The organism is Nitrosospira multiformis (genome assembly GCF_900103165.1).
Classification (GTDB): domain Bacteria; phylum Pseudomonadota; class Gammaproteobacteria; order Burkholderiales; family Nitrosomonadaceae; genus Nitrosospira; species Nitrosospira multiformis_D.
The window spans coordinates 1,018,075-1,043,565 of the sequence record NZ_FNKY01000001.1 but is presented as its reverse complement, the minus strand read 5'-3'; the positions used below and the strand labels follow the sequence as shown (position 1 = coordinate 1,043,565).

Here is a 25,491-nt window from a genome sequence, read left to right as displayed (position 1 = left end):
TAACTTGGTCATTTCGCAAGAATCAGCTGCCTAAACTCCCTATATGAGAAAAAGAGATAAACAAATCTAATCTTATTAGTTCCTCATATAAGGAGGGACTGGTAACTTCTGTTCTGTCGATAATCCTGCACTTTAATTAAAAGGCACCTGCCACCCCGGCGGTGCCTTCTCATTATTCGGGGCAGCAGCCAGATAAAAACTATGGAGAGAGCAGTGAAGTACTATTGGCAAATCGCGCTTGCATCGGCGATCAGCACATTACCCGTAAGCTCGATTCAGGCGAGGGAAAACAACCAGCCAATGGGAGAATCCCGGGTGGCAACCCAGCAAGCGGCGCAGCAATTGGCTCAGGCCGGGATATTTGATTCAGATAATTGGTCGATAAAATTATCAGACAATAATTACAAATGGGCGATACCGCCATCGGCTAACCCTGCCGCATTGGATAACCCCGCTACCCCGCTTGCGGTCAAACCGGAAGCCAGCAAAAAATCCACGAGCTATTTTCAACCTTCCAGCAGTTATTCCACACAACCGGAGTCCGATCCACCCAGATATGTGAAGACTTTGAGCAAAACCGGGATCGAGGCCTTCAAGGATATTACCTGGCTGGATGTTGGTCTGGATCACCGTACCCGATATGAGTTTCGGAGTAATGATATACGACGCACCAACCTCACGCTTGACCAGCCTTTTTTACTACGCTCACGGGCATATGTCGGAATAAGGGAACTTCTGGACCCATTTCGCGGCGCGATCGAATTTCAGGATTCCCGGCGTTACAACGGCAAGTTCCCGCATGACGACCGTGATTTTAATGAGCACGAACTGATCCAGGGGTATGGTGAACTGTATTTCAAGCACGCGCTGGGTCAGGACGATCGGAACCAGGACCGTCCCATCAGGTTCCGGATAGGCCGTATGGCCTATGAGGCTCTTGACCGGCGTTTGATCGGGCGTAACGAATGGCGCAACACCACCAATACTTTCGAGGGCTTTCGCATCAACCTGGGCCGGGAAGTCAACGACTGGGAAGTTGATTTATGGGCCTATCAACCTGTTAAACGCTTCCTGACCACTTTCGATCAACGCATCGAAAATCAGTGGTTTTACGGGGTTATTGGCCACTGGCGCAAGTGGTCGGACATTATCACGCTCCAGCCATATTATATGGGCCTCATACAGGACGGCAGCAAGATGCCAGGGCAAGTCGATCGCGAGATCCACGCGCCTGCCCTGCGGGGCTATGGGAAGATAGGCAATACCAACCTGGATTATGATTTCAACCTGATCTATCAATTCGGCAGAAACGGTGCGGAGCGGCATGAGGCGCACGGTTATACGCTTGAGGCGGGATATACCTTCAAACACGACTGGAAACCGCGTATCAGCGCCTTTTATGGCTACGCCAGCGGCGATCGTCATCCCAATGACAACGTGAATAACCGGTTTGAACGCTTCTTTGGTTTCGCGCGGCCTTGGTCGGCGGACGACTACATTGTTTTTGAGAATATCAAAGCGCCTAAAATCAAGCTTGAGTTTCAGCCGGCCAAAGACCTGCGCATAGACGGTGGTTACGGCTGGTTCTGGCTCGCCAGCAGCACTGACCGCTTTAATAACTTGCTCGATGGCAATAACAGCGCGATTCGGAATCCGGGTTTCAATCGTGATCCCACCGGGAGGAGTGGCGACTTCATCGGACATGCATTTGATATCCGTGCGCGTTATAAACTCACGGCCAATATCGATGCCACTGTGGGTTATTCACACTTTGTCAGCGGAAACTTCACGCGTAACCGGCAAATAGCGGCACTTGGCAAAAGTCCGGGGAGCTCCAATTTTCTTTACATGGAAGTAGTCGTCAGCGCTTTTTGATCGAGCTGACCAGGTTCATTTAATCATTACATCAGAGGAAAAATGAAAATCAAAACATGGGTGACATCGGCCTTACTATCAAGTTTATTAATCAGTGGCCACGCTGTTGCAGACCGGACTTTGCTTAATGTTTCCTATGATCCAACGCGTGAACTTTATCAGGAGTTCAATGAATCATTCATAAAACAGTGGCAGGCCAAGACCAACGAAAAAGTGACCGTGAAGCAATCCCACGGCGGTTCTGGCAAACAGGCGCGTTCCGTGATCGACGGTCTTGAGGCAGATGTGGTGACGCTCGCCTTGGCCAACGACATCAACGCCATCGCGGAAAAGGCCAGACTGCTACCGGAAGACTGGCAGAAACGATTTTTGCGCAACAGCACGCCTTATACCTCGACCATCATTTTTTTGGTGCGCAAAGGCAACCCCAAGGGGATTAAGGACTGGAACGATCTGGCTCGACCCGGTGTGGCTGTGATTACACCCAATCCGAAAACCTCCGGGGGCGCACAATGGAATTATCTGGCGGCGTGGGAATTTGGCAAGCGAAACTTTGGTGAGGCCAGAGCAAAAGAATTTGTTGCCGATATCTACAAGAATGTTCCGGTACTTGATTCGGGTGCACGCGGTTCAACAACGACTTTTGTCGAGCGCGGTGTCGGTGACGTCTTCATTTCCTGGGAGAACGAAGCATTCCTTGCGATCAAGGAGTACGGTTCCGGCAAGTTTGAAATCGTGGTGCCGTCACTCAGCATACTTGCGGAGCCGCCGGTCGCGATAATAGATAAAGTAGTGGACAAGAAGGGCACGCGCGATCTCGCTGAAGCCTATCTACAGTATTTATACTCGGAAGAAGGCCAGGAGATCGCCGCAAAAAATTTCTACCGCCCTACCGACACCAAGATTGCCGCAAAGTATGCCAGCCAGTTTCCTGCCATCAAGCTGTTCAAGATCGATGATGCGTTTGGCGGCTGGAAAAATGCACACAAGGTTCATTTTTCAGATGGCGGAACGTTTGATCAGATTTATCAGAAATAGCAGCCTTCGGCGTCAGGGCATCATCATATAATTCAGGAGTCAGCATGACTGCATTGATCGTGGGTGGAGACTACATACAAACCTTGAAGCGGGAGCTCCTCGCACATGGCCTGACTGATGTCGAACACTGGGATGGCAGACAGTCGAGAATTACCAAGCGTACAATCCCCGGCAGCGCCAGGCTGGTGGTGATACTGTACGATTATGTCAGCCACAGCGTATCGAATGCTTTGAAGCAGCAGGCAAATAAAAGTGGCGTACCCCTGGTGTTTTGCAGAAACTCAACGCATGAGTTGCGCAGGAAGCTGGAAAGTATGGAATTAAGCGAGATTCCCTGTCGCGGCGGCGACGCTATCCGATCCCTAATACTTATCGTTGGACAATGGAGCTGCCTGGCAGCTTCGGCTATCTTAATGCCCGAACAAAGGAAAAAGCACCGGTATGAAAACAAGGAATGCGCATGACGAACTGAGGCGGGTTCAGGCGACTACCGATTATCTGCTGCAGCCCTCGGAAGATGGCTGGATAATCGGGCATTTCTCCAGTAATCGTTTGTCAAGCGTCTTTCAGCCGGTGGTCGATGCAAATACCCGGCACATTATTGGGCATGCCGCTTATATTCGTTCCGAGACGGACAATACTAATGTATTGTCGCCGTGGGGCATTTTTGCGCTGGCGACGGAGGATACGCTACTGGTCAATCTTGATCGTTTGTGCCGCACGGTGCATGCCATCAATTACTTTAATACTGCTTCCGGGCCGGGCGATCTTTTCGTCAGCGTGCAGCCGCGCCTGCTGGAAAGCGTCAAGGACGATCATGGCCGCGCGTTCGCGGAGGTCCTCGATCTCATCGGAGTGGCTACCTCTCGCGTAGTGATTGAAATCCCGTCCGAGGTGAATCGCGATTGGCGGCTGCTCAGGCACGTGATCGGCAACTATCGTTCACGCGGCTATCGGATCGCGGCGAATCACAGCGGGGCAAGTGACAGTTGGATGGCGGAACTTGGAAGCCTGTATCCGGATATTGTCCGGCAGGATGCCTCTGACCTGTTGCAACACAACGGCTCGGATTCGCTGCTGGATACGGTTCATCGTTTTGGGGCCTCTCTGCTGATACGGGATATCGAGACCAGCCAGCAGATGACAGCCGCGATTCGCGCAGGTGCTCATTTATTGCAGGGCCGTTTCCTCGGGGAACCGGCCCGTATGATTGAAGCAAGCAGGCCACGTGCCGTGGCGGGTGGGAGCCCTGGGGCACGCGAGTGAGAAGCGCATGATGGTAAAACTGGATCGACAGGAGCTTTAAGTTGAGTACGTTCAAGCAACATAGCGTTTTGCCAGGCTTTAATCTGGCGCTCGGGTTTACCCTCCTTTATCTGAGCCTCATCGTGCTGATCCCGCTGTCGGCGGCGTTTATCCGTACGTCTGCGCTCACGTGGCCGGAATTCTGGACCGCGGTGACGACGCCACGTGTCGTGGCTTCCTACCGGTTGACCTTCGGTGCTTCATTTGCGGCCGCACTGGTCAATGCCGTATTCGGCCTTCTGGTTGCATGGGTACTGGTACGCTATCGCTTTCCGGGCAAGAAGTTGGTGGACGCGCTGGTGGATCTTCCGTTTGCGTTGCCAACGGCGGTGGCTGGCATTGCGCTGACCGCGCTTTACGCCGGAAATGGCTGGATCGGTCAATTTTTTGAGCCGCTCGGCATCAAAATCGCTTTCACGCCGATCGGCATTTTTGTCGCATTGACTTTTATCGGTTTGCCGTTCGTGGTGCGCACGGTGCAACCGGTACTCGAAGATATTGAATCGGAATTGGAGGAAGCCGCGGCAACGCTGGGCGCGAACCGGTTCCAAACGTTCTCGCGGGTGATTTTTCCCACGCTTTTCCCGGCATTGATGACGGGTTTTGCGCTGGCGTTTGCACGCGCAATCGGCGAGTATGGATCGGTTATTTTCATTGCCGGCAATATGCCCATGGTTTCCGAGATTACGCCGCTTTTGATCATCACCAAGCTTGAGCAGTACGATTACGCCGGCGCTACCGCCCTGGCGGTGGTCATGCTGGTCATTTCGTTTGTGATGCTGCTGATCATCAACCTGCTGCAATGGTGGAGCCGCCGCCAGAGCATCGCCACATGAGGATCTATCAATGACTACTGTCGCTCTTCCGGCGTCTGCCGGGATACGCCGCAGGGCAGCCACCGATGAGCCCGTCTGGGTGCGTAGAACTTTGATCGGACTCGCGCTCGCGTTTTTGACGCTGTTCCTCTTTATACCCCTGATCTCTGTTTTTTACGAAGCGCTGAAGAAGGGCACAGATGTCTACCTTGCGGCCATCACCGAACCCGATGCGCTGTCGGCAATCAAGCTTACCCTGACTGTCGCGGCGATCGCCGTACCGGTCAATCTGATATTCGGCGTAGCGGCGGCTTGGGCTGTGGCCAAGTTCGAGTTCCGCGGCAAGAGTCTGTTAATCACCCTGATTGATTTGCCATTCTCGGTGTCTCCCGTGGTTTCAGGGCTGATTTACGTGCTCATTTTCGGCTTGCAGGGTTGGCTTGGGCCATGGCTGGCGGAGAATGATATCAAGATCATATTCGCGGTGCCCGGCATTGTGCTAGCCACGATTTTTGTGACGGTTCCCTTTATCGCCCGTGAATTGATTCCGCTGATGCAGGCACAGGGTACCGAGGAGGAGGAGGCTGCGGTGGTGCTGGGCGCCAACGGCTGGCAGATCTTTTTCCGCGTCACGCTTCCAAACATCAAGTGGGGTCTTTTGTACGGTACCATTCTTTGCAATGCGCGGGCGATGGGCGAATTTGGCGCGGTATCGGTAGTTTCCGGCCACATCCGCGGTAGTACCAACACCCTGCCGCTTCACGTCGAAATCCTTTATAACGAATATAATTTCGCGGCTGCATTCGCTGTAGCGTCGCTTCTGGCATTGCTTGCATTGGTGACGCTCGCGCTGAAAACATTCGTTGAATCCAGAAATGAGCAGCATCAGGAGAATGTCAATGAGCATTGAAATACGCGGTCTTTCCAAACAATTCGGAACTTTCGCCGCGCTGCGGGATGTCAGCCTGGAAGTGCATTCGGGTGAATTGTTGGCACTGCTTGGCCCCTCGGGTTCCGGAAAAACCACCCTGCTGCGCGTGATCGCAGGGTTGGAAGTAGCGGATACCGGCCAGGTGTTGTTTCAGGGGGAGGATACGACCAAGCAACATGTACGCGATCGGCAGGTGGGCTTTGTATTCCAGCACTACGCGCTGTTCCGCAATATGACAATTTTCGAGAATGTTGCATTTGGATTGCGTGTACGAGCAAAGAGTGTACGTCCTTCGGACGCGGATATTCGCGACCGCGTGCACAATTTGCTTAAGCTGGTACAGCTGGACTGGTTAGCTGACCGGCATCCACATCAACTTTCCGGGGGCCAGCGTCAGCGCGTTGCCCTGGCACGGGCACTGGCGGTGGAACCAAAGGTGCTACTGCTGGACGAACCTTTTGGAGCCCTTGATGCCAAGGTGCGCAAAGAACTGCGTTCCTGGTTGCGCAGGCTTCATGACGAAATGCATATTACCAGCGTGTTCGTTACCCATGATCAGGAAGAGGCGCTAGAGGTGGCAGACCGCGTAGTGGTGATGAATGAAGGCCGCATTGAGCAAATCGGCACGCCGGATGAAGTCTATGAGCAGCCCGCGAGTCCCTTCGTCTATGAGTTTCTCGGCAAGGTGAATCTGTTCCATGGCCGGTTGCACCATGGACGCGCCCGGATAGGCGAAATTGAAGTCGACGCGCCTGAACACGCCGAAGCCGAGGAGCTACCCGCTGTTGCCTATGTGCGCCCTCACGATATCCATGTCGATCGGGTGATTCACGATGGTGGGGCGCTTGCGGCGCACGTATTTCATATTCTTTCGGTTGGCCCGGTGGTCCGTCTTGAATTGACTCGCGACGACAGCGCGGAACAGGAGCTGATCCAGGTCGAAATCACAAAAGAGCGCTTTCGTGAATTGCAGCTGGTGCGAGGCGATCAGGTTTTTATTAAGCCCTCTCGTTTTGATCTGTTCCCTAATCAGGTGCATTGAACCCGAATCCGGCGGTTGACCACTTATTTTTCAGTTTGGCACGATGCTCCGCAAGACTCTTTACGCTACCAACCTCGCCTTTGTGACGAGTCGCTACCGGACGGACTTAAGTTAAGGGAGTTCGCCATACTCAAATACCTGCTTCCGCTTTGATTTCATTCGTGCGTTTATACAATAAAAAAGCCCCAACTCGTAAGAGTTAGGGCTTTTTTAATTATAGGTGCCTGGCAGTGACCTACTTTCGCATGCGAATGCACACTATCATCGGCGCGACCTCGTTTCACGGCCCTGTTCGGGATGGGAAGGGGTGGGTCCAAAGCGCTATGACCGCCAAGCGTAACTTTAATCATGGCAAGCGGGACACCAATGGATCCTGGTTGTCTTATCGCGAGCCACGTTCTGGAAGAAGTAAATTGGGAAGATTGTACCGGGCAAACACCTCATTCGGCATCTGAGGGAATTTCGGGGTCGACTTGCACCCTTGCACTCCACTTTCCACACCTTATGCCTTATATCTTACTACTTAAGGTTATAGGATCAAGCCTCACGGTCAATTAGTATCGGTTAGCTTAACACATTACTGCGCTTCCACACCCGACCTATCAACGTCGTGGTCTTCGACGAACCTTTAGGGAGGTTTAACCCCCGGGAAGTCTCATCTTGAGGCGAGTTTCCCGCTTAGATGCTTTCAGCGGTTATCTCTTCCGCACTTAGCTACCCGGCGATACGACTGGCGTCATAACCGGTACACCAGAGGTGCGTCCACTCCGGTCCTCTCGTACTAGGAGCAGGTCCACTCAAACTTCCAACGCCCACGGCAGATAGGGACCAAACTGTCTCACGACGTTTTAAACCCAGCTCACGTACCACTTTAAATGGCGAACAGCCATACCCTTGGGACCGGCTACAGCCCCAGGATGTGATGAGCCGACATCGAGGTGCCAAACTCCCCCGTCGATATGAACTCTTGGGAGGAATCAGCCTGTTATCCCCGGCGTACCTTTTATCCGTTGAGCGATGGCCCTTCCATACAGAACCACCGGATCACTATGACCTGCTTTCGCATCTGCTCGACTTGTCAGTCTCGCAGTCAAGCACGCTTTTGCCATTGCACTATCAGCACGATTTCCGACCGTACCTAGCGTACCTTCGTACTCCTCCGTTACACTTTGGGAGGAGACCGCCCCAGTCAAACTGCCTACCATACACGGTCCCCGATCCAGATAATGGACCTAGGTTAGAACCTCAACAACATCAGGGTGGTATTTCAACGTCGGCTCCATGAACTCTAGCGAGTCCACTTCAACGCCTCCCACCTATCCTACACAGATATTGTCAAAGTCCAATGTAAAGCTACAGTAAAGGTGCACGGGGTCTTTCCGTCTAGCCGCGGGGAGATTGCATCTTCACAAACATTTCAACTTCGCTGAGTCTCAGGAGGAGACAGTGTGGCCATCGTTACGCCATTCGTGCAGGTCGGAACTTACCCGACAAGGAATTTCGCTACCTTAGGACCGTTATAGTTACGGCCGCCGTTTACCGGGGCTTCGATCAAGAGCTTGCACCCCATCACTTAACCTTCCGGCACCGGGCAGGCGTCACACTCTATACGTCCACTTTCGTGTTTGCAGAGTGCTGTGTTTTTATTAAACAGTCGCAGCCACCATTTCTTTGCAACCCCCTTCCGCTTCACGCGCGAGGCGCTACACGTACCGGGGGCACACCTTATCCCGAAGTTACGGTGTTAATTTGCCGAGTTCCTTCTCCTGAGTTCTCTCAAGCGCCTTGGAATTTTCATCCCGCCCACCTGTGTCGGTTTGCGGTACGGTCTTCATTCAACTGAAGCTTAGTGGCTTTTCCTGGAAGCAGGGTATCACTCACTTGGCGTCCCGAAGGACGTTGCGTTATCACGCCTCAACTAAGCCGCCCGGATTTGCCTGAGCAGCACGTCTACACGCTTGAACCGGGACATCCAACACCCGGCCGAGTTAACCTTCTCCGTCCCCACATCGCATTGAACAAAGGTACTGGAATATTGACCAGTTTCCCATCAGCTACGCATTTCTGCCTCACCTTAGGGGCCGACTCACCCTGCGCCGATGAACGTTGCGCAGGAAACCTTGGGCTTACGGCGAGGGAGCCTTTCACTCCCTTTATCGCTACTCATGTCAGCATTCGCACTTCCGATACCTCCAGCAGCCTTCTCAAGCCACCTTCGCAGGCCTACGGAACGCTCTCCTACCATCTACACTTGCGTGTAAATCCCTAGCTTCGGTGCACAGTTTGAGCCCCGTTACATCTTCCGCGCAGGACGACTCGATCAGTGAGCTATTACGCTTTCTTTAAAGGATGGCTGCTTCTAAGCCAACCTCCTGACTGTTTTAGCCTTCCCACTTCGTTTGCCACTTAACTGTGTCTTTGGGACCTTAGCTGAGGGTCTGGGTTGTTTCCCTTTCGACACCGGACGTTAGCACCCGATGTCTGTCTCCCACGCTCGCACTCTTCGGTATTCGGAGTTTGCCATGGGTTGGTAGGCCTAAACGGCCCCCTAGCCATAACAGTGCTCTACCCCCGAAGGTGATACGTGAGGCACTACCTAAATAGTTTTCGGAGAGAACCAGCTATTTCCAGATTTGTTTAGCCTTTCACCCCTACCCACAGCTCATCCCCTAATTTTTCAACATTAGTGGGTTCGGACCTCCACGAGGTGTTACCCCCGCTTCATCCTGGCCATGAGTAGATCATCTGGTTTCGGGTCTACACCCAGCAACTAAACGCCCTATTAAGACTCGCTTTCGCTGCGCTTCCCCTATTCGGTTAAGCTTGCTACTGAATGTAAGTCGCTGACCCATTATACAAAAGGTACGCAGTCACGGAACAAGTCCGCTCCCACTGTTTGTATGCATGCGGTTTCAGGGTCTATTTCACTCCCCTCCCGGGGTTCTTTTCGCCTTTCCCTCACGGTACTGGTTCACTATCGGTCGATTACGAGTATTTAGCCTTGGAGGATGGTCCCCCCATATTCAGACAGGATTTCTCGTGTCCCGCCCTACTTGTCCCAATCCTAGTTCCACACTCAAACTTTCGCCTACGGGGCTATCACCCACTATGGCCCGACTTTCCAGACGGCTCGGCTAGTTCGAGTGCTAAAAATTGGAGGCTGTTCCCATTTCGCTCGCCACTACTTTGGGAATCTCGGTTGATTTCTTTTCCTCTGGCTACTTAGATGTTTCAGTTCGCCAGGTTCGCCACGCTTGACCTATGTATTCAGTCAAGGTTGACCCTTGCGGGCCGGGTTTCCCCATTCGGACATCTCCGGATCAATGCTCGTTTGCCAGCTCCCCGGAGCTTTTCGCAGGCTTCCACGCCCTTCATCGCCTGTAATCGCCAAGGCATCCACCACATGCACTTATTCGCTTGATCCTATAACCTTAAGGGCTCGGGAACCAAAAATCAGGATTGAGTCCGGTCAAAAACCCGGTCCAACTCTGAATCTCTATTCCAAACCAATTTGGTTACAGGTGTTTGCTCGCACTGCATCCGACTAAAAACACAATGCGTCGATACAATCTAACCCATTATTTCGCACCCCCAAACGCGGAGCCAAAAAAAGCCACGCATTCGCTGAATACGAAATATTTTACTTCTTCCAAATTGTTAAAGAACGCAGGGAAAACAGAATGAAGAAGCAAAAATTGGTGCAGAGCACCTCACAACTTCTTTCCGTTATTCCCAAAATACAGCCGCTGGTTAAAAACCAGAAGTAAACGCTTTCGTTTACTTCTATTTTCTAAAGATGCGTCATTCTTAATCGCAGAATTGGTGGAGGTGAACGGGATCGAACCGATGACCCCCTGCTTGCAAAGCAGGTGCTCTCCCATCTGAGCTACACCCCCGTTAGCTGGTGGGTCTGGGTGGATTTGAACCACCGACCCCACGCTTATCAAGCGTGTGCTCTAACCAACTGAGCTACAGACCCTGAGCAGAGCTCAAATTAAGGGCCGGGGCTTCTCGTTTTTCCAGCCCTACGCCTGAGCCCCCAGCTCTGCTTTATAGAACAACCGATAGGTTGTGGACACTCGATCAGGAATTTTCTCTAGAAAGGAGGTGATCCAGCCGCAGGTTCCCCTACGGCTACCTTGTTACGACTTCACCCCAGTCATGAATCTCACCGTGGCAAGCGCCCTCCTTGCGGTTAGACTACCTGCTTCTGGTGAAACCCACTCCCATGGTGTGACGGGCGGTGTGTACAAGACCCGGGAACGTATTCACCGCGACATGCTGATCCGCGATTACTAGCGATTCCGACTTCACGGAGTCGAGTTGCAGACTCCGATCCGGACTACGACGCGCTTTCTGAGATTAGCTCCCCCTCGCGGGTTGGCAACCCTCTGTACGCGCCATTGTATTACGTGTGAAGCCCTACCCATAAGGGCCATGAGGACTTGACGTCATCCCCACCTTCCTCCGGTTTGTCACCGGCAGTTTCATTAAAGTGCCCAACTGAATGATGGCAATTAATGACAAGGGTTGCGCTCGTTGCGGGACTTAACCCAACATCTCACGACACGAGCTGACGACAGCCATGCAGCACCTGTGTTACCGTTCCCTTTCGGGCACACTCACCTCTCGGCGGGCTTCGGTACATGTCAAGGGTAGGTAAGGTTTTTCGCGTTGCATCGAATTAATCCACATAATCCACCGCTTGTGCGGGTCCCCGTCAATTCCTTTGAGTTTTAATCTTGCGACCGTACTCCCCAGGCGGTCAACTTCACGCGTTAGCTACGTTACCAAGTCCGTTAAGACCCGACAACTAGTTGACATCGTTTAGGGCGTGGACTACCAGGGTATCTAATCCTGTTTGCTCCCCACGCTTTCGTGCCTGAGCGTCAGTGTTAACCCAGGGGGCTGCCTTCGCCATCGGTGTTCCTCCACATCTCTACGCATTTCACTGCTACACGTGGAATTCCACCCCCCTCTGCCACACTCTAGCCTTGTAGTTTCAAACGCAGTTCCCAGGTTGAGCCCGGGGATTTCACATCTGACTTACAAAACCGCCTGCGCACGCTTTACGCCCAGTAATTCCGATTAACGCTCGCACCCTACGTATTACCGCGGCTGCTGGCACGTAGTTAGCCGGTGCTTCTTCTTCCGGTACCGTCATTAGTCACGGGTATTAACCGTAACCTTTTCGTTCCGGCTGAAAGAGCTTTACAACCCGAAGGCCTTCTTCACTCACGCGGCATGGCTGGATCAGGGTTTCCCCCATTGTCCAAAATTCCCCACTGCTGCCTCCCGTAGGAGTCTGGGCCGTGTCTCAGTCCCAGTGTGGCTGGTCGTCCTCTCAGACCAGCTACTGATCGAAGCCTTGGTAAGCCTTTACCTCACCAACTAGCTAATCAGACATCGGCCGCTCCAAAAGCGCAAGGTCTTGCGATCCCCTGCTTTTCTCCTCAGAGATTATGCGGTATTAGCGCATCTTTCGATGCGTTATCCCCCACTTAAGGATACGTTCCGATGCATTACTCACCCGTTCGCCACTCGCCACCAGGGTTGCCCCCGTGCTGCCGTTCGACTTGCATGTGTAAAGCATGCCGCCAGCGTTCAATCTGAGCCAGGATCAAACTCTTCAGTTTAATACTGGTAAAACTCTCGCTTGACGTGTTACTGCGATTCCGGTTTCTATCGAGATAGCCCCCGGAACCTACTTACATCGTGCGAGCACTTCGACTCTTAAGCTACCCGGTATTTCGCCCCGAAAGACAAAATAATTCCGGGTGTCCTGGTCAAGTGCCCACACCTATCGGCTGTAAATTTTTAAAGAACAATGCCTGCTACAAACTACAGGCCAGACAACGAAGGCGGAATTATACAGATACCAGACAGGGGGTCAAGGAGTTTCTGGAACTTTCTCATACTCTTTATCAGGCGAGGGTTATCCTGGCGAATTTTCGCTTGCCTACTTGTACCACGGCGGTCTCTCCGCGACTGAGCCTGAGCGCTTTATCGCCAACCTTTTCGCCATTTAATTTGACACCGCCCTGCTCGATCATGCGCAATGCTTCGGTCGTACTGGCCGTTAATCCGGCCTGCTTGAGTACTTGAGCAATGGGTAATCCTTCGGTTCCCGCATGCAGCACTTTCTCAAGAATGTCATCCGGTATCGTGCCACGCCTGAAGCGCGCCTCGAAGTCAGCCAATGCCCTTTCCGCATCGTGCCTGCTGTGAAAACGCGCAACAATCTCCTGAGCGAACAGGACCTTGATGTCGCGCGGGTTGCGCCCGTCCCGCACTTCCTGCTGCCACTGGCGAATAACACTGATCGGCTCAAACGACAATAACTCGATATAACGCCACATCAGTTCATCGGAAACAGACATCAGCTTGCCGAATATCTCGGTTGGGGTCTCGGCGATGCCGATATAGTTACCGGAGGATTTGGACATTTTATTGATGCCATCCAATCCTTCCAGAAGCGGCATGGTGAGAATGCACTGCGGCGATTGCCCGAAATACTTTTGCAATTCCCGTCCCACCAGCAGGTTGAATTTCTGGTCGGTGCCTCCCAGCTCGATATCCGCTCTGAGTGCAACCGAGTCATAGCCTTGAATGAGCGGATACAAAAATTCATGAATCGCTATGGGCTTGTTACTTTCATAGCGCTTGCCAAAATCGTCCCGCTCCAGCATGCGTGCAACGGTATGGGTAGCCGCCAGCTTGATCAGATCGGCGGCATTGAGCTTGTCCATCCACGTGGAATTAAACACGACATCGGTCTGCTCGGGCCTGAGTATCCGGAAAACCTGATTTGCGTAGGATTGCGCATTCTCGACCACTTGTTCCCGAGTGAGGGCAGGACGAGTCGTGTTCTTACCACTGGGATCACCGATCATTCCGGTGAAATCGCCAATCAGGAACAAGGCGTGATGCCCTAAATCCTGCAGGTGACGCATCTTGTTAAGCAGAACAGTGTGACCCAGGTGCAAATCCGGCGCGGTTGGGTCAAATCCAGCCTTGATCCTGAGTGGACGATCCAAAGCAAGCTTTTGCGCGAGCTCCTCTTCCACAAGGAGCTCGCCGCAGCCGCGCTTGATGATCTCCAGTTGTTCCGTTATCTGCCCGGTCACAGCGGCGCGTTGGGCGTGCTACCCATGGTTATCCGCCGCAAAACCCCAATTGATCAGTTTGTCGAGTACAGCGTTGACATAATCCACGCGACGGTTCTGGTAATCAAGGTAGTAGGCATGCTCCCACACGTCGATGGTCAGTAGCGGCTTGAGTCCATGGGTCAACGGCAAATCCGCATTGCTCGTCTTGACCACCTTGAGCTTGTCGCCATCCTGCACCAGCCACGCCCAGCCACTGCCGAATTGGGTCGCCGCCGCCGTTGCCAGTTCTTTCTTGCACGCTTCCACAGTATCGAATGATGCCTCAATTTTTTTCTTCAACGCCGCGGGAGGCTCACCACCCCCCTTGGGGGACAGGCTATTCCAGTAGAATGTGTGGTTCCAGATTTGCGCCGCATTGTTGAAAACCCCGGCCTTATCCGCCTGGCCAGCTGTGGCGGCAATGACCTTCTCCAATGATAAATCCGCAAGCTCCGTACCCGCTACCAGCTTGTTCAGATTGTCGACATAAGTCTTGTGATGCTTGCCGTAATGAAAGCTCAGCGTGTTGGCCGAAATGACGGGGTCCAACGCGTTATCCGCGTAAGGTAGCGGCGGTAGAATGTGGGGCACACTTCCAGTTTTTTGATCGCTCATCTTTTCGCTCCTATGTGGTGACATGAAAAATATCCGTTCTATTGCTCTTGTGTGGAAACACAAACGAATCGAACCCATATAAACAATATGTAAAGGGGAACGAGTCGATGCGTGATTGACTATACGGCCAATCCGGCAATTATCCAGGCAAGTATATCCGAAAATATGTGCGCCATCGCACTTGGAACCGGCGCAGAAACTAAACCCTGCATGAGTGCAAGTGCCTATCACCCGGTTTAACCTATAATTCTAAATCCGGTAGTTGACCCCTCATTTTTTAGCTCGACGCCAGGATCCACCAGGAATTTTCGCATCGCGCGACCTTGGTGAGTTCGCTACATCGCCGGATTTAGGATAACCTGAAATACCAACCCGCTTTCATGGAGACAGAGGGTGGTGAATCCCTCCCAGGAACAACTATGACGGAACCCACTATTACCTGCCCTCATTGCAAAACCGAAATCCGGCTCACCGAGTCGCTTGCCGCGCCGTTGATAGCCGCCACGCGCAAACAGTTCGAACAGCAGCTTTCGCGAAAGGATGACGAGATCGCAAGGCGCGAACAAGGTATTCGAGAGAAGGAGAAAGAAGTTACGGAGGCGAGACGCACGCTGGATATCCAGATAGCCGATCGGGTCGCCGCACAGTTGAATACCGAACGTGTTCATGTGATTGCCGAAGAATCCAGAAAAGCAAAGCTTGCCAGTGCCGCCGAGCTGGAAAACAAGGCACGCGAGCTCACGGAACTTCAGGAAGTGCTCAAAGGCCGCGACGAAAAGCTGGCCGCGGCACAAAAAGTGCAAGCCGAGCTCACCAAAAAACAGCGGGAGCTCGACGATGCCAGGCGCGAACTCGAACTTACCGTGGAAAAACGCATACAGGATGGGCTCGGCGAAGTGCGCGCGAAGGCCAGGCTGGAAGCGGAAGAGGGACTTAAGCTCAAGGTAATGGAGAAAGATCAGACTATCGCATCCATGCAGCAAAAAATTGAAGAGCTGAAGCGCAGAGCCGAACAGGGGTCACAGCAGCTTCAGGGAGAAGTGCAGGAACTGGCGCTTGAAAACCTGCTGCGTGCCAAGTTCCCTTTCGATGCGATCGAACCGGTGCCCAAGGGCGACTACGGCGGGGATGTACTGCATCGCGTCGTCGGCACGGACGGGCAGCCCGGCGGCACTATTCTGTGGGAAACCAAGCGCACCCGAAACTGGAGCGATATGTGGCTAGCCAAATTGCGGGAAGACCAGCGTACCGCCAAAGCGGAAATTGCCGTAATGGTAAGCCATACATTGCCAAAAGGCGTTGAAACCTTCGAAATGGTTGAGGGTGTCTGGGTAACACATCCTCGCGCTGCACTGCCGGTGGCGCTTATCCTGCGCCAGTCATTGCTGGAACTTGCCCTGGCGCGGCAATCATCCGAAGGTCTGCAAACTAAAACGGAGATGATCTACCAGTATCTCACCGGGCCGCGTTTCCGCCAGCGTGTCGAAGCGATCGTCGAAGCGTTTTCCACCATGCAGGACGATCTCGACAAGGAGCGCAAGGTAATAATGAAGCAATGGGCGAAGCGAGAAGAGCAAATTATGCGCGTGATGGGTGCAACGGTGGGTATGTATGGAGACTTGCAGGGGATTGCGGGCAAATCGCTGCAGGAAATCGAGGGACTTGAGCTGAAGAGCCTGGGCTTGAACGACGAACCTTTGTCATAATTTTTTCCAGCGGACCCATAAGCACTGTGCTTTGTCGCCCGCCAGAACTCTCTATCCACATAGGCCGGAGGAGTATTTCTATTTTGCGAAGACCATGATGCTACGGAGCAAGCAGGGAGATTCTGATACCTGAACATAAGGATACCCTGGCTACCCAGCATGTGCGTGAGACGGTAGACGCCATCTACCGTTCCCGCTCGCGCCATATCTTTGCCACGTTGATCCGCCTCCTTGGCGACTTCGATGTCGCCGAAGAAGCGCTGCACGATGCCTTCAGGGCGGCGCTGGAGCAATGGCCGCGCGAAGGCGTGCCGGCCAATCCTCAGGCATGGCTTGTTTCAACGGGCCGTTTCAAAGCGATCGATGGCATACGCAGAAGAGCCCGGTTCGAGCCGTTGCCGGACGACGTGGAAGAACGGCTGGCAGCCGATGGTGGCGATGAACTGGACGGCGAAGGACTCGAGGACGACCGGCTTAGGCTGATCTTCACCTGCTGCCATCCGGCCCTGTCTCCGGACGCTCAGGTGGCGCTCACCTTGCGCGAAGTATGCGGCCTGACGACCGAGGAGATTGCACGCGCTTTCCTGACCGCCGCGCCCACGCTGGCCCAGCGTATCGTGCGCGCCAAGGCGAAAATCCGCGACACGCGCATTCCTTACCAGGTGCCTCCCCCGGTCGAGCTACCGGATCGAGTGGACAGCGTCCTGCGTGTGATCTATCTGGTATTCAACGAAGGCTACTCCGCATCTTCAGGGGAAGCGCTGATGCGGTCCGATCTCTCGGGTGAAGCGATTCGCGTAGGCAGGCTGTTGATTGAATTATTGCCTGAGCCCGAAGCGCTTGGACTCCTGGCACTGATGCTGCTGCAGGAATCGCGGCGCGCAGCGCGCAGTGCGCCGACCGGTGATCTGATCCTGCTGGCCGACCAGGATCGTTCACTCTGGAACGGGCATTACATTGCGGAAGGATCGGCGCTGGTGGAGCGGACGCTATCGTCGCGGCGGTTCGGTCCATACACGCTGCAAGCCGCGATTGCGGCGGTACACGCCAATGCGCCCAACGCCGCGGCGACAGACTGGGCTGAAATCACCAGACTCTATGATTTACTGCTGCGCATCGACCCATCCCCTGTGATCGAACTGAACCGCGCCGTGGCGGTGGCAATGCGTGACGGACCCCTGCCAGGTCTGGCGCTCATTGATGCCATCCTGATGCGGGGTGATCTCGCTGACTACCACCTGGCGCACTCGGCACGCGCTGACTTGTGCCGGCGGCTCGGGCGAGCGGCGGAAGCACGAGCCTCCTACGAGCGCGCCCACGAACTCGCCCGGCAGGAACCCGAACGGCGGTTTCTTAAGCGCAGATTGCGTGAACTGCCGGGTTAAAACAGCTCCCGCCTCTTACTTAGTCTGCGGAACTATGCAGGGCGGTCCGATCATCCTAGATCCGGTAGTTGGACGGGGTGAAGTGTGCGGTTTTTGGGGTACAGGGCAAGGCGCAACGACGCGGAATGGTCGTTCCATTCCAAGAAGTTGCAACGCAGCCATGTGCCGCAAAAACTGTGCAATTCATCCCGTAGCGGCCTCACCCAAAAGGTGGGAGTTAAATAATACGAAATATCGTTATTAATCATAATACTGATCTATTAAATGAGCGGTCAACTACGGGATTTAGGATCATTCTGCCTCCCTACAACAAAAACACCCTTGCACGCAACGCTCCCGATGTCGAATTTGGTCTTTCCCAAACGACTATGGGATGTCAACCAGTTTTCCAAGCCAAACCGGAGGTGTTGCCCATGAAGTACCTATGCCTGATCTGTGCCGAAACGGTCATGGAGCAGATGACAGAAACCGCAGCGGAAAAGCACTATGAGGAATACTCCGAATTCACGGAAGCCATCAGGGAGAGCGGCCACCTTCTCGGCTGCAACCGGCTGCAGCCTCCTGATGCCGCGATTACGGTCCGGGTGCGGAAGGGTAAAGTCACGACGACCGACGGTCCCTTTGTGGAGACCAAGGAACAACTCGGGGGCTATTATGTCATCGAGGCCAAGGATTTGAACGAGGCGATACAGATCGCCTCACGAATCCCGGGGGCACGGATCGGGTGCGTCGAAGTGCGGCCCATTGCGGAGGACGAACGTACGCTCCGTGCACTTGGATGTGGCGCTACAGCCACCCCGCAATAGACAGAAGGCAGTGAAAACAGGCTGCCGTCCTTCCCGTTTTGCCCGGCTTTTCTTTAGATAAAGAAATTTCAGCAGGCATGTCGATCCGGTACTCGTCATTTCGACTAAACAGTGCACAGGCAAAGCGGAAGCAACCTTGAACCTCAAACTGGAATTTTAAACATTAAACCTTGAAAGGAGAATGACCATGGCCACAAAAATCAAACCCATACCAAATGGTTACCACACGCTTACCGCATACTTGACGGTCCGGGGAGCTTCGGATGCAATTGAGTTCTACAAAAAAGCTTTTGGAGCCACCGAGTTATTCCGGCTTAATATGCCGGATGGAAAGATAGCCCACGGCGAATTCAAAATCGGCGATTCGATATTCATGATTTCGGATGAGAATCCAGAATGTGCTTCTACGTGTCCTGAAACACTGGGTGGTAGTCCAGTAACGCTGCATCTCTATGTTACCGATGCCGACGCCACTTTTTCCGACGCAATCAAAGCGGGAGCTAAAGAAACGATGCCTCTCGCAAATCAATTCTGGGGAGACCGCATGGGCAAGCTGGCCGATCCTTTTGGCCATCAATGGCTCATCGCCACACATATCGAAGCTGTTGATCCGAGCGAGCTCCAAAGCAGGATGGAGGCTCATTGCACGGCGCACAAGGCGTGAGCCGACGGCACGCCTGGCCTTCCGTTCAACCGGAGTATGGCCCCCGGCTATTGCAAATTTCCACGCTTTCACGGCCCCGAACCGGACAGCGTTACAATGGAGGCACGCATGAAATACATGTTGCTGATTTATGGTGACGAAACGGCATTGAGCGAGTCTGAACGGGAAGCATGCTACGTGGAATCCACTCAGCTCGCACATGAGATCAAATCGAACGGACAATATCTGGCCGCCAATCCCTTATACCCCACCGCTTTGGCAACCAGCGTGCGGATGCGCGAAGGCAAACGGCTCGTGACGGATGGTCCGTTCGCAGAAACACGTGAGCAGCTGGGCGGTTACTTCCTGATCGACGCCGGAGATCTCGATGAGGCGATCGGCATCGCCGCACGAATTCCCATGGCCCGCAAGGGTACAGTCGAGATCCGGCCGGTGATAGAGATCGCGGGCCTGCCGGCTGATTAGCCCGCAGCGGCAAAAGTAGTCAAACGTAGTCAAGTGAAAACCCTGGCCGGGCACATTGACCACCGAAGCAGTACTGATAAATTACCAGACCATAGGAGACAACCATGAAGGTAGAACCACAGAAGGAACATGAGTGGCTGCAGAAGCTTGTAGGTGAATGGACCTATGAAAGCGAGTGTCCGACAGAACCGGGCAAGTCGCCGGAGAAATTTGCAGGATCGGAGACCGTGCGTTCGCTCGGCGGTCTCTGGATACTGTGCGAGGGCCGCGGCGAAATGCCTGGCGGAGAAATGGCGGCAATGTTAATGACACTCGGCTATGATCCGCAGAAGAAACAGTACCTGGGAACCTGGGTGGGATCGATGATGACCCACTTATGGGTGTACGCCGGCTCACTGGACGCAGAGGAAAAGGTGCTGACGCTCAGCACCGAAGGCCCAACCTTCACGGAAGAGGGGAAGCTGGCGAAATACAAGGACGTCATTGAGATAAAGAATCCCAACCACCGGATACTGACGTCACATATGCTGGGTGATGATGGCGAATGGCGTCAATTCATGACGGCAAACTATCGGCGAAAAACGTAGCGACCGAAGTGTTGCCACTTTGATCAGACGCATCAGGTGCGGCAAGGATTATTAAAATGGCGAAGGTCAAACGCCTGACAAGATACTGCGCCTGATGGGGCATAATACCGGTTTCCCGGTTTCACACGATTACCGGCGCTTGCCGCGCGCACGCCGGCAAGTGAGTCTATTGTTAACGCTGTGTTGCGGGATACTTTATCGTACAATGAATTTTCGAGAGGAAAAACCATGACCACCAAGATTTTCGTGAATCTTCCCGTAAGCAATCTCAAAAAGTCTATCGCATTTTTTACCAAACTCGGCTTCACTTTTAATGCCCAGTTTACTGACGAAACCGCCACTTGCATGATCGTAAGCGAGGACATATTCGTCATGTTGTTGACCCGGGAAAAATTTGGGACTTTTACCCCCAAAGAAGTTTGTGATGCCACGAAAAGCACGGAGGTTCTTGTTTGCCTGACATGCGAAAGCCGGGATGAAGTCGATGATATGGTTCGCAAAGCCGTCGCTGCTGGCGGAGCCACTCCCATGGACTCGGGCGACTATGGGTTTATGTACCAACATGGCTTCGAGGATCTGGACGGACATCTTTGGGAACTGATATACATGGAGCCGACCGCGGAAGATCAAGGTTAACCTGCACTCCCTAATGCTCGGATAGGCGCTTTCTGTTCGGCAAATTGCCCTTCAAAGCGCCTCTTACCGGCCGTGCAACTATGCTCCGTGAAGATCAACCAGTTGCTTATCCGGATAACGCTCCATCTGATATCTTAACCACAGCCTGCCGCCGATGTGCAATGCCAGGGTATCCGCGTTGAATTGCAAAACTGGATTTTCCATTTCGCTCGTCGTTTGCCGGAAAAGCTGCAGCCACCGTTCGAACAATTCAGAAGTAAGTCCCGGCAGAGCTACGTGCTTGGGCATGGGAGCACCCCGGAAATGGCTGGTTCCCCGCAATTTCATTGACCAGAAATTAGTCATCTGCACAAAATGCGCGTCCCAGTCGGTAACATGTCCTTCAAAGATTGGGCCCAGCAATGGATCTTTTCTGGCTCTTGCATAAAAAGCATGGACCAGCCAGGAAATCTCCTCCTCAGTACAAAGATCGGGATGAGGTGCCAAAAACTCGGGTTGTGACATATTCATAATTGATTTAAATACAAGATTCACCGCGACCAGCGGATGCGGCTATGGGTTAAAAAGACCTGATCATACAGGCTGATGTTGCACGAACACCAATTATAGTAACATTTTACTTTAAACATAAGAAAATGTCACAAGTTATTTGACCAAGTGTTCCAAGCGGATTCGAGACGGGCTTAAAGTGAACACAAGCTCCCGCACCTCTAAAACACCCCATCCCTTGATACACCATCGCCCCTCAACATCACGCGCAATGTTTGCAGCGCTTCCAGCTGAATCTGCCGTACACGCTCGCGGGTAAGATCGAGATGCTTTGCCAATTGCTCCAGTGTCTGAATGTCATTGCCATTGAGCCCGTAACGCTGCTCGATGATATATCGTTGTTTGTCATTCAACCGGCCAAGCCACTCTCGCAAACGATCCTTGATCTCGGACTGCTCCAGCATGAGGTCGGGACCGGGAGTGTTATCATCCGCCATGACATCGCCAATGCACAGCAACGGATCGACATCGAGCGGCGCGTCCAATGACATCATGCTCGCGTTCAAGGACAGCATCCGCTGTACTTCCTTTACCGGACGCCCCAATAAATACGCAACATCTTCCGGTTTGGGATCCTTGCCGGTATGCGCTTCCAGATGGCGGGACGCTTGCAGAATAATGTTCAGATCCTTGATGACATGCACCGGCAGCCGAATCGTGCGGGACTGGTTCATGATGCAGCGTTCAATGTTCTGGCGTATCCACCACGTGGCATAAGTTGAAAAACGGAACCCGCGTTCCGGGTCAAATTTGTCCAGCGCGTGCATCATCCCCATGTTGCCTTCTTCGATCAGATCCAGTAGCGCAACGCCATGGTTGGTATAGTGTTTGGCGATATTCACCACCAACCGCAGGTTGCATTCAATCATTTTCTGACGCGCGTCGAAATCGTTCTGCCTGACCAGGCGTGTCAGCACTCCCTCCTCCCGTGCGCTCAACAGGGCATTATGACCAATTTCGTTGAAATAAATTTGGGTGACATCGGTCAGCAGGACGTCGCTGAGCGTTTCGTTTCCAACATTGGAGATTCTTTCTGTGGCGACGTCAGGTGTTACCTCATCCGGCTCTACCGGGTCTGCATCGAATGATTCGTCATCGTCAGTATAGTCGCGCTGTCTCATCCGGATAACTCCGGTAAATATTTCAGTGGGTCCACCGGTTTTCCATTCTTGCGAATTTCAAAGTGGAGTTTTACCATGGTGGTATCGGTATTTCCCATTTCGGCGATTTTCTGTCCTTTGGCCACCGTTTGTCCTTCTTTCACCAGAATTTTGTCATTGTGGGCATAAGCGCTGAGATAGGTATTGTTATGCTTGATGATAATGAGCTTGCCATAGCCGCGCAGGCCCGCACCGCTATATACCACCTTGCCCGCCGCGGATGCTGCCACCGACTGCCCCGGATTACCCGCGATATCGATCCCTTTGGTACTTTCCGAGAATGGCTCGAGTACCTTGCCTTTGGCCGGCCAGATCCATTCCACACGGTCAACATTATCGATAGCATCCGTCGCGGGCGCCAGGGGTGCTATGGGTGTCACCGGACTTATTTCGGTACCCACCGTTTTTTCAGCAGTCATTGGAGCAATCTTCGCAACCACTATCGGGGGGGAGATCGTCAATCCCTTCAACTGTGCTACGGCTTGTTCCGAATACGGCAGCTTGAGTGCCTTCGGTTCGACTTTAAGCTTATCGGTATTAGTCCCCGGTTTTTCTTCGAGTACTGGTACGGTAGTAGGCGCAGCCGCTACGGCCGCCGATGGTTGCACCGGTTGAGGAAGTGCGAACAGGGAAGGTTGTGACAGGCGGGATGGCGAAGATAATGTGAGTTGTTGACCGATATTGATAGCGCCAGGATCCTGGATGTTATTCCACTCCGCCAGATCCTTTTGATCAATGCCACGGCTTCGCGCAATACTGTAGAGGGTATCCCCCTTTTGTACGGTATGGAACTCGGAGCGCCCCGCCGGCTCCGCTTCCGCGCCTACACCTATTTTACCCGCCTGAGACTCTACTGCGGCGCTCTCAATCACCGGTGCGCGGTGCGGGGTAGATTCACAACCCGCAATCAACAGTAAAAGTATGAGAAAGGGATGATAGCGTACCGAAGAAAAAGACCTCTCTTGGGGGGATGGAAGCATGGAACTCATGATAATCGTTAGAGGGAGTTCGCCAGGGTTCGGAAAATTCTGCTCGATTCCTTTACTTGTCATTCTTTATCTCTTGTTATGCGTGCTTAACCTTTCAAGATACCCGGTAGCATGGGTACGAACCTGACCTCATCGAGTATTGTCTCAGTGTAACCCTGCGAATTATGTGCGATAACGCACAGAAACTGCTCCTGACTTCCTTTAGGAAAAACCATTCTACCGCCAACCGCCAATTGCCCGAGCAATGACGAAGGGATATGCGCAGCCGCGGCGGTGAGAATGATGGCGTCAAACGGCGCGAACTCCGGCAGTCCGAGCAGACCATCGGCATGCTTCAGACGAACATTACCGAGATGTAATTGCCGTAGACGAACGCGGGCACGGGTCAGCAACGGTCCAATGCGTTCGATCGAATAAACCTCGCGTGCAAGCTGTGCCAGTATGGCTGTCTGATAGCCGCAGCCCGAGCCGATTTCCAATACTTTACCGAGACTGGAACCTGCGCGCAGCAATTCGCTCATACGCGCCACAATAAATGGACTGGAAATGGTCTGCCCAAAATTGATCGGCAAGGCGATATCATCATAGGCGCGATTTGCCAGAACCTCTTCAATAAAAATATGACGAGGAATGGCATTCATCGCCCCCAGAACCACTTCATCAACGATACCTTGCTTGCGCAGACGCTCGATCATGCGCGCACGGGTACGCTGGGAAGTCATGCCGATTCCGGAATGATGAGTGTTCAAACTAAAATACCTTGAACTTGAACAGAGGGTTTGTCACCATGGAACACAACGTTGAGATACTTTACTGCAACTTCAACCACTGTTTTACCGCATCCAGCTGCCCATATCGGGTCAGGTCGATTTGTAACGGTGTTACCGATACCCGGTTGCGCTCAATCGCAAGAAAGTCTGTACCCTCTCCGGCATCCTGGGCGGGACCTGCGGCACCTACCCAGTAAACTGTTTCCCCCCGTGGGCTTTGCGATTTGACTACCGCTTCGGCCTTATGGCGGCGGCCAAGCCGGGTTACCTCGATGCCTTGCAGCTCGTCATAGGGAATATCGGGTACGTTGACGTTGAGTAATACCGGTCCGTGGAGTTTGTCGCCTTCAAAACGTTGCACCATTTCTGTTGCAACACGTGCGGCGGTAGCAAAATTTCCGGCGGACAAACTGGCAAGGGAAACAGCGATAGAGGGGACGCCCAGCAAAAAACCTTCGGTAGCGGCGGCTACGGTTCCGGAATAAACCGTATCGTCACCCATGTTGGCACCATCATTAATGCCGGATACGACCATGTCCGGCAATGTGTCCAGCATGCCCGTAACCGCCAGATGCACGCAATCCGTGGGGGTGCCATTCACGTAGTAAAAGCCATTATGGGACTTGCGCAGATGGAGCGGGCGATCCAGCGTAAGTGAATTACTGGCGCCACTTCGGTCGCGCTCCGGTGCGACCACGATGATATCCGCAATCACGGAAAGTGCTTCCGCGAGACAGGCAAGGCCTGGCGCAAAATACCCGTCGTCGTTACTGAGCAATATGCGCATTCGATTCGAACAATACCCAGGTGATTGCGTGACTTATCAGGGGGCAAGCATACGCTTAACAATCGACTTGCGGATCTGATTGGTCGGGGCGAGAGGATTTGAACCTCCGACCACTTGCACCCCATGCAAGTACGCTACCAGGCTGCGCTACGCCCCGAAGTATAAATTATAGCAAACAAGCCAGGGGGTGAGGAACCTCTATTGATGCGCGGCGGGGC

Annotated in this window: 21 protein-coding genes, 3 tRNA genes and 3 rRNA genes; 14 read left to right on the top strand and 13 right to left on the bottom strand. The window is 53.2% G+C overall.

The window, feature by feature from the left end:
• Window positions 1-213 precede the first annotated feature (213 nt).
• Genes BLR00_RS04715 through BLR00_RS04685 form a run of 7 tightly spaced genes read left to right on the top strand, consistent with a single transcriptional unit; the run spans window position 214 to window position 7,006 of the window.
• Window positions 214-1,875 carry an alginate export family protein gene (locus tag BLR00_RS04715; RefSeq protein ID WP_081346642.1) on the top strand — a complete coding sequence of 554 codons (1,662 nt, stop codon included), beginning with the start codon at window positions 214-216 and terminating at the stop codon, window positions 1,873-1,875.
• A gap of 42 nt (window positions 1,876-1,917) precedes the next feature.
• Window positions 1,918-2,913, top strand: coding sequence for a sulfate ABC transporter substrate-binding protein (locus BLR00_RS04710; RefSeq protein ID WP_074631066.1), 996 nt, complete (start codon window positions 1,918-1,920; stop codon window positions 2,911-2,913).
• A gap of 44 nt (window positions 2,914-2,957) precedes the next feature.
• Window positions 2,958-3,377, top strand: coding sequence for a DUF2325 domain-containing protein (locus BLR00_RS04705; protein ID WP_074631065.1), 420 nt, complete (start codon window positions 2,958-2,960; stop codon window positions 3,375-3,377).
• Window positions 3,355-4,179 carry an EAL domain-containing protein gene (locus BLR00_RS04700; RefSeq protein WP_074631064.1) on the top strand — a complete coding sequence of 275 codons (825 nt, stop codon included), beginning with the start codon at window positions 3,355-3,357 and terminating at the stop codon, window positions 4,177-4,179. The genes BLR00_RS04705 and BLR00_RS04700 overlap by 23 nt, the downstream gene beginning before the upstream one ends.
• A 41-nt stretch (window positions 4,180-4,220) precedes the next feature.
• Window positions 4,221-5,054, top strand: coding sequence for a sulfate ABC transporter permease subunit CysT (cysT, locus tag BLR00_RS04695; protein WP_074631063.1), 834 nt, complete (start codon window positions 4,221-4,223; stop codon window positions 5,052-5,054).
• Between the two features lie 10 nt (window positions 5,055-5,064).
• Window positions 5,065-5,943, top strand: coding sequence for a sulfate ABC transporter permease subunit CysW (cysW, locus tag BLR00_RS04690; RefSeq protein ID WP_074631062.1), 879 nt, complete (start codon window positions 5,065-5,067; stop codon window positions 5,941-5,943).
• Window positions 5,933-7,006: a sulfate/molybdate ABC transporter ATP-binding protein gene (locus BLR00_RS04685; RefSeq protein WP_074631061.1), complete on the top strand. Its 1,074-nt coding sequence runs from the start codon at window positions 5,933-5,935 to the stop codon at window positions 7,004-7,006. Before cysW ends, BLR00_RS04685 begins: the two co-directional genes overlap by 11 nt.
• Window positions 7,007-7,228: 222 nt before the next feature.
• Here the strand turns inward: BLR00_RS04685 and rrf are convergent.
• The 7 genes from rrf to BLR00_RS04650 form a co-directional block, all read right to left on the bottom strand.
• Window positions 7,229-7,341 (bottom strand): 5S ribosomal RNA (gene rrf, locus BLR00_RS04680).
• 198 nt (window positions 7,342-7,539) lie between these two features.
• Window positions 7,540-10,429, bottom strand: a 23S ribosomal RNA gene (locus BLR00_RS04675).
• Window positions 10,430-10,826: 397 nt separating this feature from the next.
• Window positions 10,827-10,902: transfer RNA gene (locus BLR00_RS04670), tRNA-Ala, on the bottom strand.
• A gap of 6 nt (window positions 10,903-10,908) precedes the next feature.
• Window positions 10,909-10,985: transfer RNA gene (locus tag BLR00_RS04665), tRNA-Ile, on the bottom strand.
• A gap of 121 nt (window positions 10,986-11,106) precedes the next feature.
• Window positions 11,107-12,642: ribosomal RNA gene (locus BLR00_RS04660) — 16S ribosomal RNA — on the bottom strand.
• The 16S, 23S and 5S rRNA genes sit together here with 2 tRNA genes alongside, the layout of an rRNA operon.
• A 288-nt stretch (window positions 12,643-12,930) precedes the next feature.
• The gene (tyrS, locus tag BLR00_RS04655; protein ID WP_074631060.1) at window positions 12,931-14,133 is read right to left on the bottom strand and encodes a tyrosine--tRNA ligase; all 1,203 of its coding nucleotides are present in this window, start codon (window positions 14,131-14,133) and stop codon (window positions 12,931-12,933) included.
• Between the two features lie 18 nt (window positions 14,134-14,151).
• Window positions 14,152-14,769, bottom strand: a complete 618-nt coding sequence (locus BLR00_RS04650) for a superoxide dismutase (RefSeq protein WP_074631059.1) — start codon at window positions 14,767-14,769, stop codon at window positions 14,152-14,154.
• 419 nt (window positions 14,770-15,188) lie between these two features.
• On the opposite strand from BLR00_RS04650, the gene BLR00_RS04645 reads away from it, so the two are divergent.
• From BLR00_RS04645 to BLR00_RS04615, 7 genes are all read left to right on the top strand, one after another.
• Window positions 15,189-16,475 carry a DUF2130 domain-containing protein gene (locus tag BLR00_RS04645; RefSeq protein ID WP_074631058.1) on the top strand — a complete coding sequence of 429 codons (1,287 nt, stop codon included), beginning with the start codon at window positions 15,189-15,191 and terminating at the stop codon, window positions 16,473-16,475.
• A gap of 161 nt (window positions 16,476-16,636) precedes the next feature.
• Entirely contained in the window at window positions 16,637-17,860 is a 1,224-nt protein-coding gene (locus BLR00_RS04640) for an RNA polymerase sigma factor (protein WP_081346641.1), read from the top strand.
• Window positions 17,861-18,273: 413 nt separating this feature from the next.
• Complete coding sequence (locus BLR00_RS04635; protein ID WP_074631056.1) at window positions 18,274-18,666, top strand: YciI family protein; 393 nt, start codon at window positions 18,274-18,276, stop codon at window positions 18,664-18,666.
• 187 nt (window positions 18,667-18,853) lie between these two features.
• Window positions 18,854-19,330, top strand: coding sequence for a VOC family protein (locus BLR00_RS04630; protein ID WP_074631055.1), 477 nt, complete (start codon window positions 18,854-18,856; stop codon window positions 19,328-19,330).
• A gap of 108 nt (window positions 19,331-19,438) precedes the next feature.
• Window positions 19,439-19,795: a YciI family protein gene (locus BLR00_RS04625; protein ID WP_074634131.1), complete on the top strand. Its 357-nt coding sequence runs from the start codon at window positions 19,439-19,441 to the stop codon at window positions 19,793-19,795.
• A gap of 104 nt (window positions 19,796-19,899) precedes the next feature.
• Window positions 19,900-20,382, top strand: coding sequence for a DUF1579 domain-containing protein (locus tag BLR00_RS04620; protein WP_074631054.1), 483 nt, complete (start codon window positions 19,900-19,902; stop codon window positions 20,380-20,382).
• A 228-nt stretch (window positions 20,383-20,610) separates the two neighbouring features.
• Window positions 20,611-21,018, top strand: coding sequence for a VOC family protein (locus BLR00_RS04615; protein ID WP_074631053.1), 408 nt, complete (start codon window positions 20,611-20,613; stop codon window positions 21,016-21,018).
• 78 nt (window positions 21,019-21,096) lie between these two features.
• On the opposite strand, the gene BLR00_RS04610 is transcribed toward BLR00_RS04615, so the two are convergent.
• The 6 genes from BLR00_RS04610 to BLR00_RS04585 form a co-directional block, all read right to left on the bottom strand.
• Complete coding sequence (locus BLR00_RS04610; RefSeq protein WP_074634130.1) at window positions 21,097-21,522, bottom strand: group III truncated hemoglobin; 426 nt, start codon at window positions 21,520-21,522, stop codon at window positions 21,097-21,099.
• Between the two features lie 206 nt (window positions 21,523-21,728).
• Window positions 21,729-22,688, bottom strand: a complete 960-nt coding sequence (rpoS, locus tag BLR00_RS04605; protein ID WP_074631052.1) for an RNA polymerase sigma factor RpoS — start codon at window positions 22,686-22,688, stop codon at window positions 21,729-21,731.
• Window positions 22,685-23,779 (bottom strand): peptidoglycan DD-metalloendopeptidase family protein, encoded by a 1,095-nt coding sequence (locus tag BLR00_RS04600; protein WP_256324048.1) that lies wholly within the window; start codon window positions 23,777-23,779, stop codon window positions 22,685-22,687. The genes rpoS and BLR00_RS04600 overlap by 4 nt, the downstream gene beginning before the upstream one ends.
• A gap of 23 nt (window positions 23,780-23,802) precedes the next feature.
• Complete coding sequence (locus tag BLR00_RS04595) at window positions 23,803-24,465, bottom strand: protein-L-isoaspartate(D-aspartate) O-methyltransferase (RefSeq protein ID WP_074631050.1); 663 nt, start codon at window positions 24,463-24,465, stop codon at window positions 23,803-23,805.
• Window positions 24,466-24,526: 61 nt separating this feature from the next.
• A complete protein-coding gene (gene surE / locus BLR00_RS04590) occupies window positions 24,527-25,273 on the bottom strand; it encodes a 5'/3'-nucleotidase SurE (RefSeq protein ID WP_074631049.1) in 747 nt (248 codons plus the stop codon).
• A gap of 80 nt (window positions 25,274-25,353) precedes the next feature.
• A tRNA-Pro gene (locus tag BLR00_RS04585) sits at window positions 25,354-25,430 on the bottom strand.
• Between the last annotated feature and the right edge of the window lie 61 nt (window positions 25,431-25,491).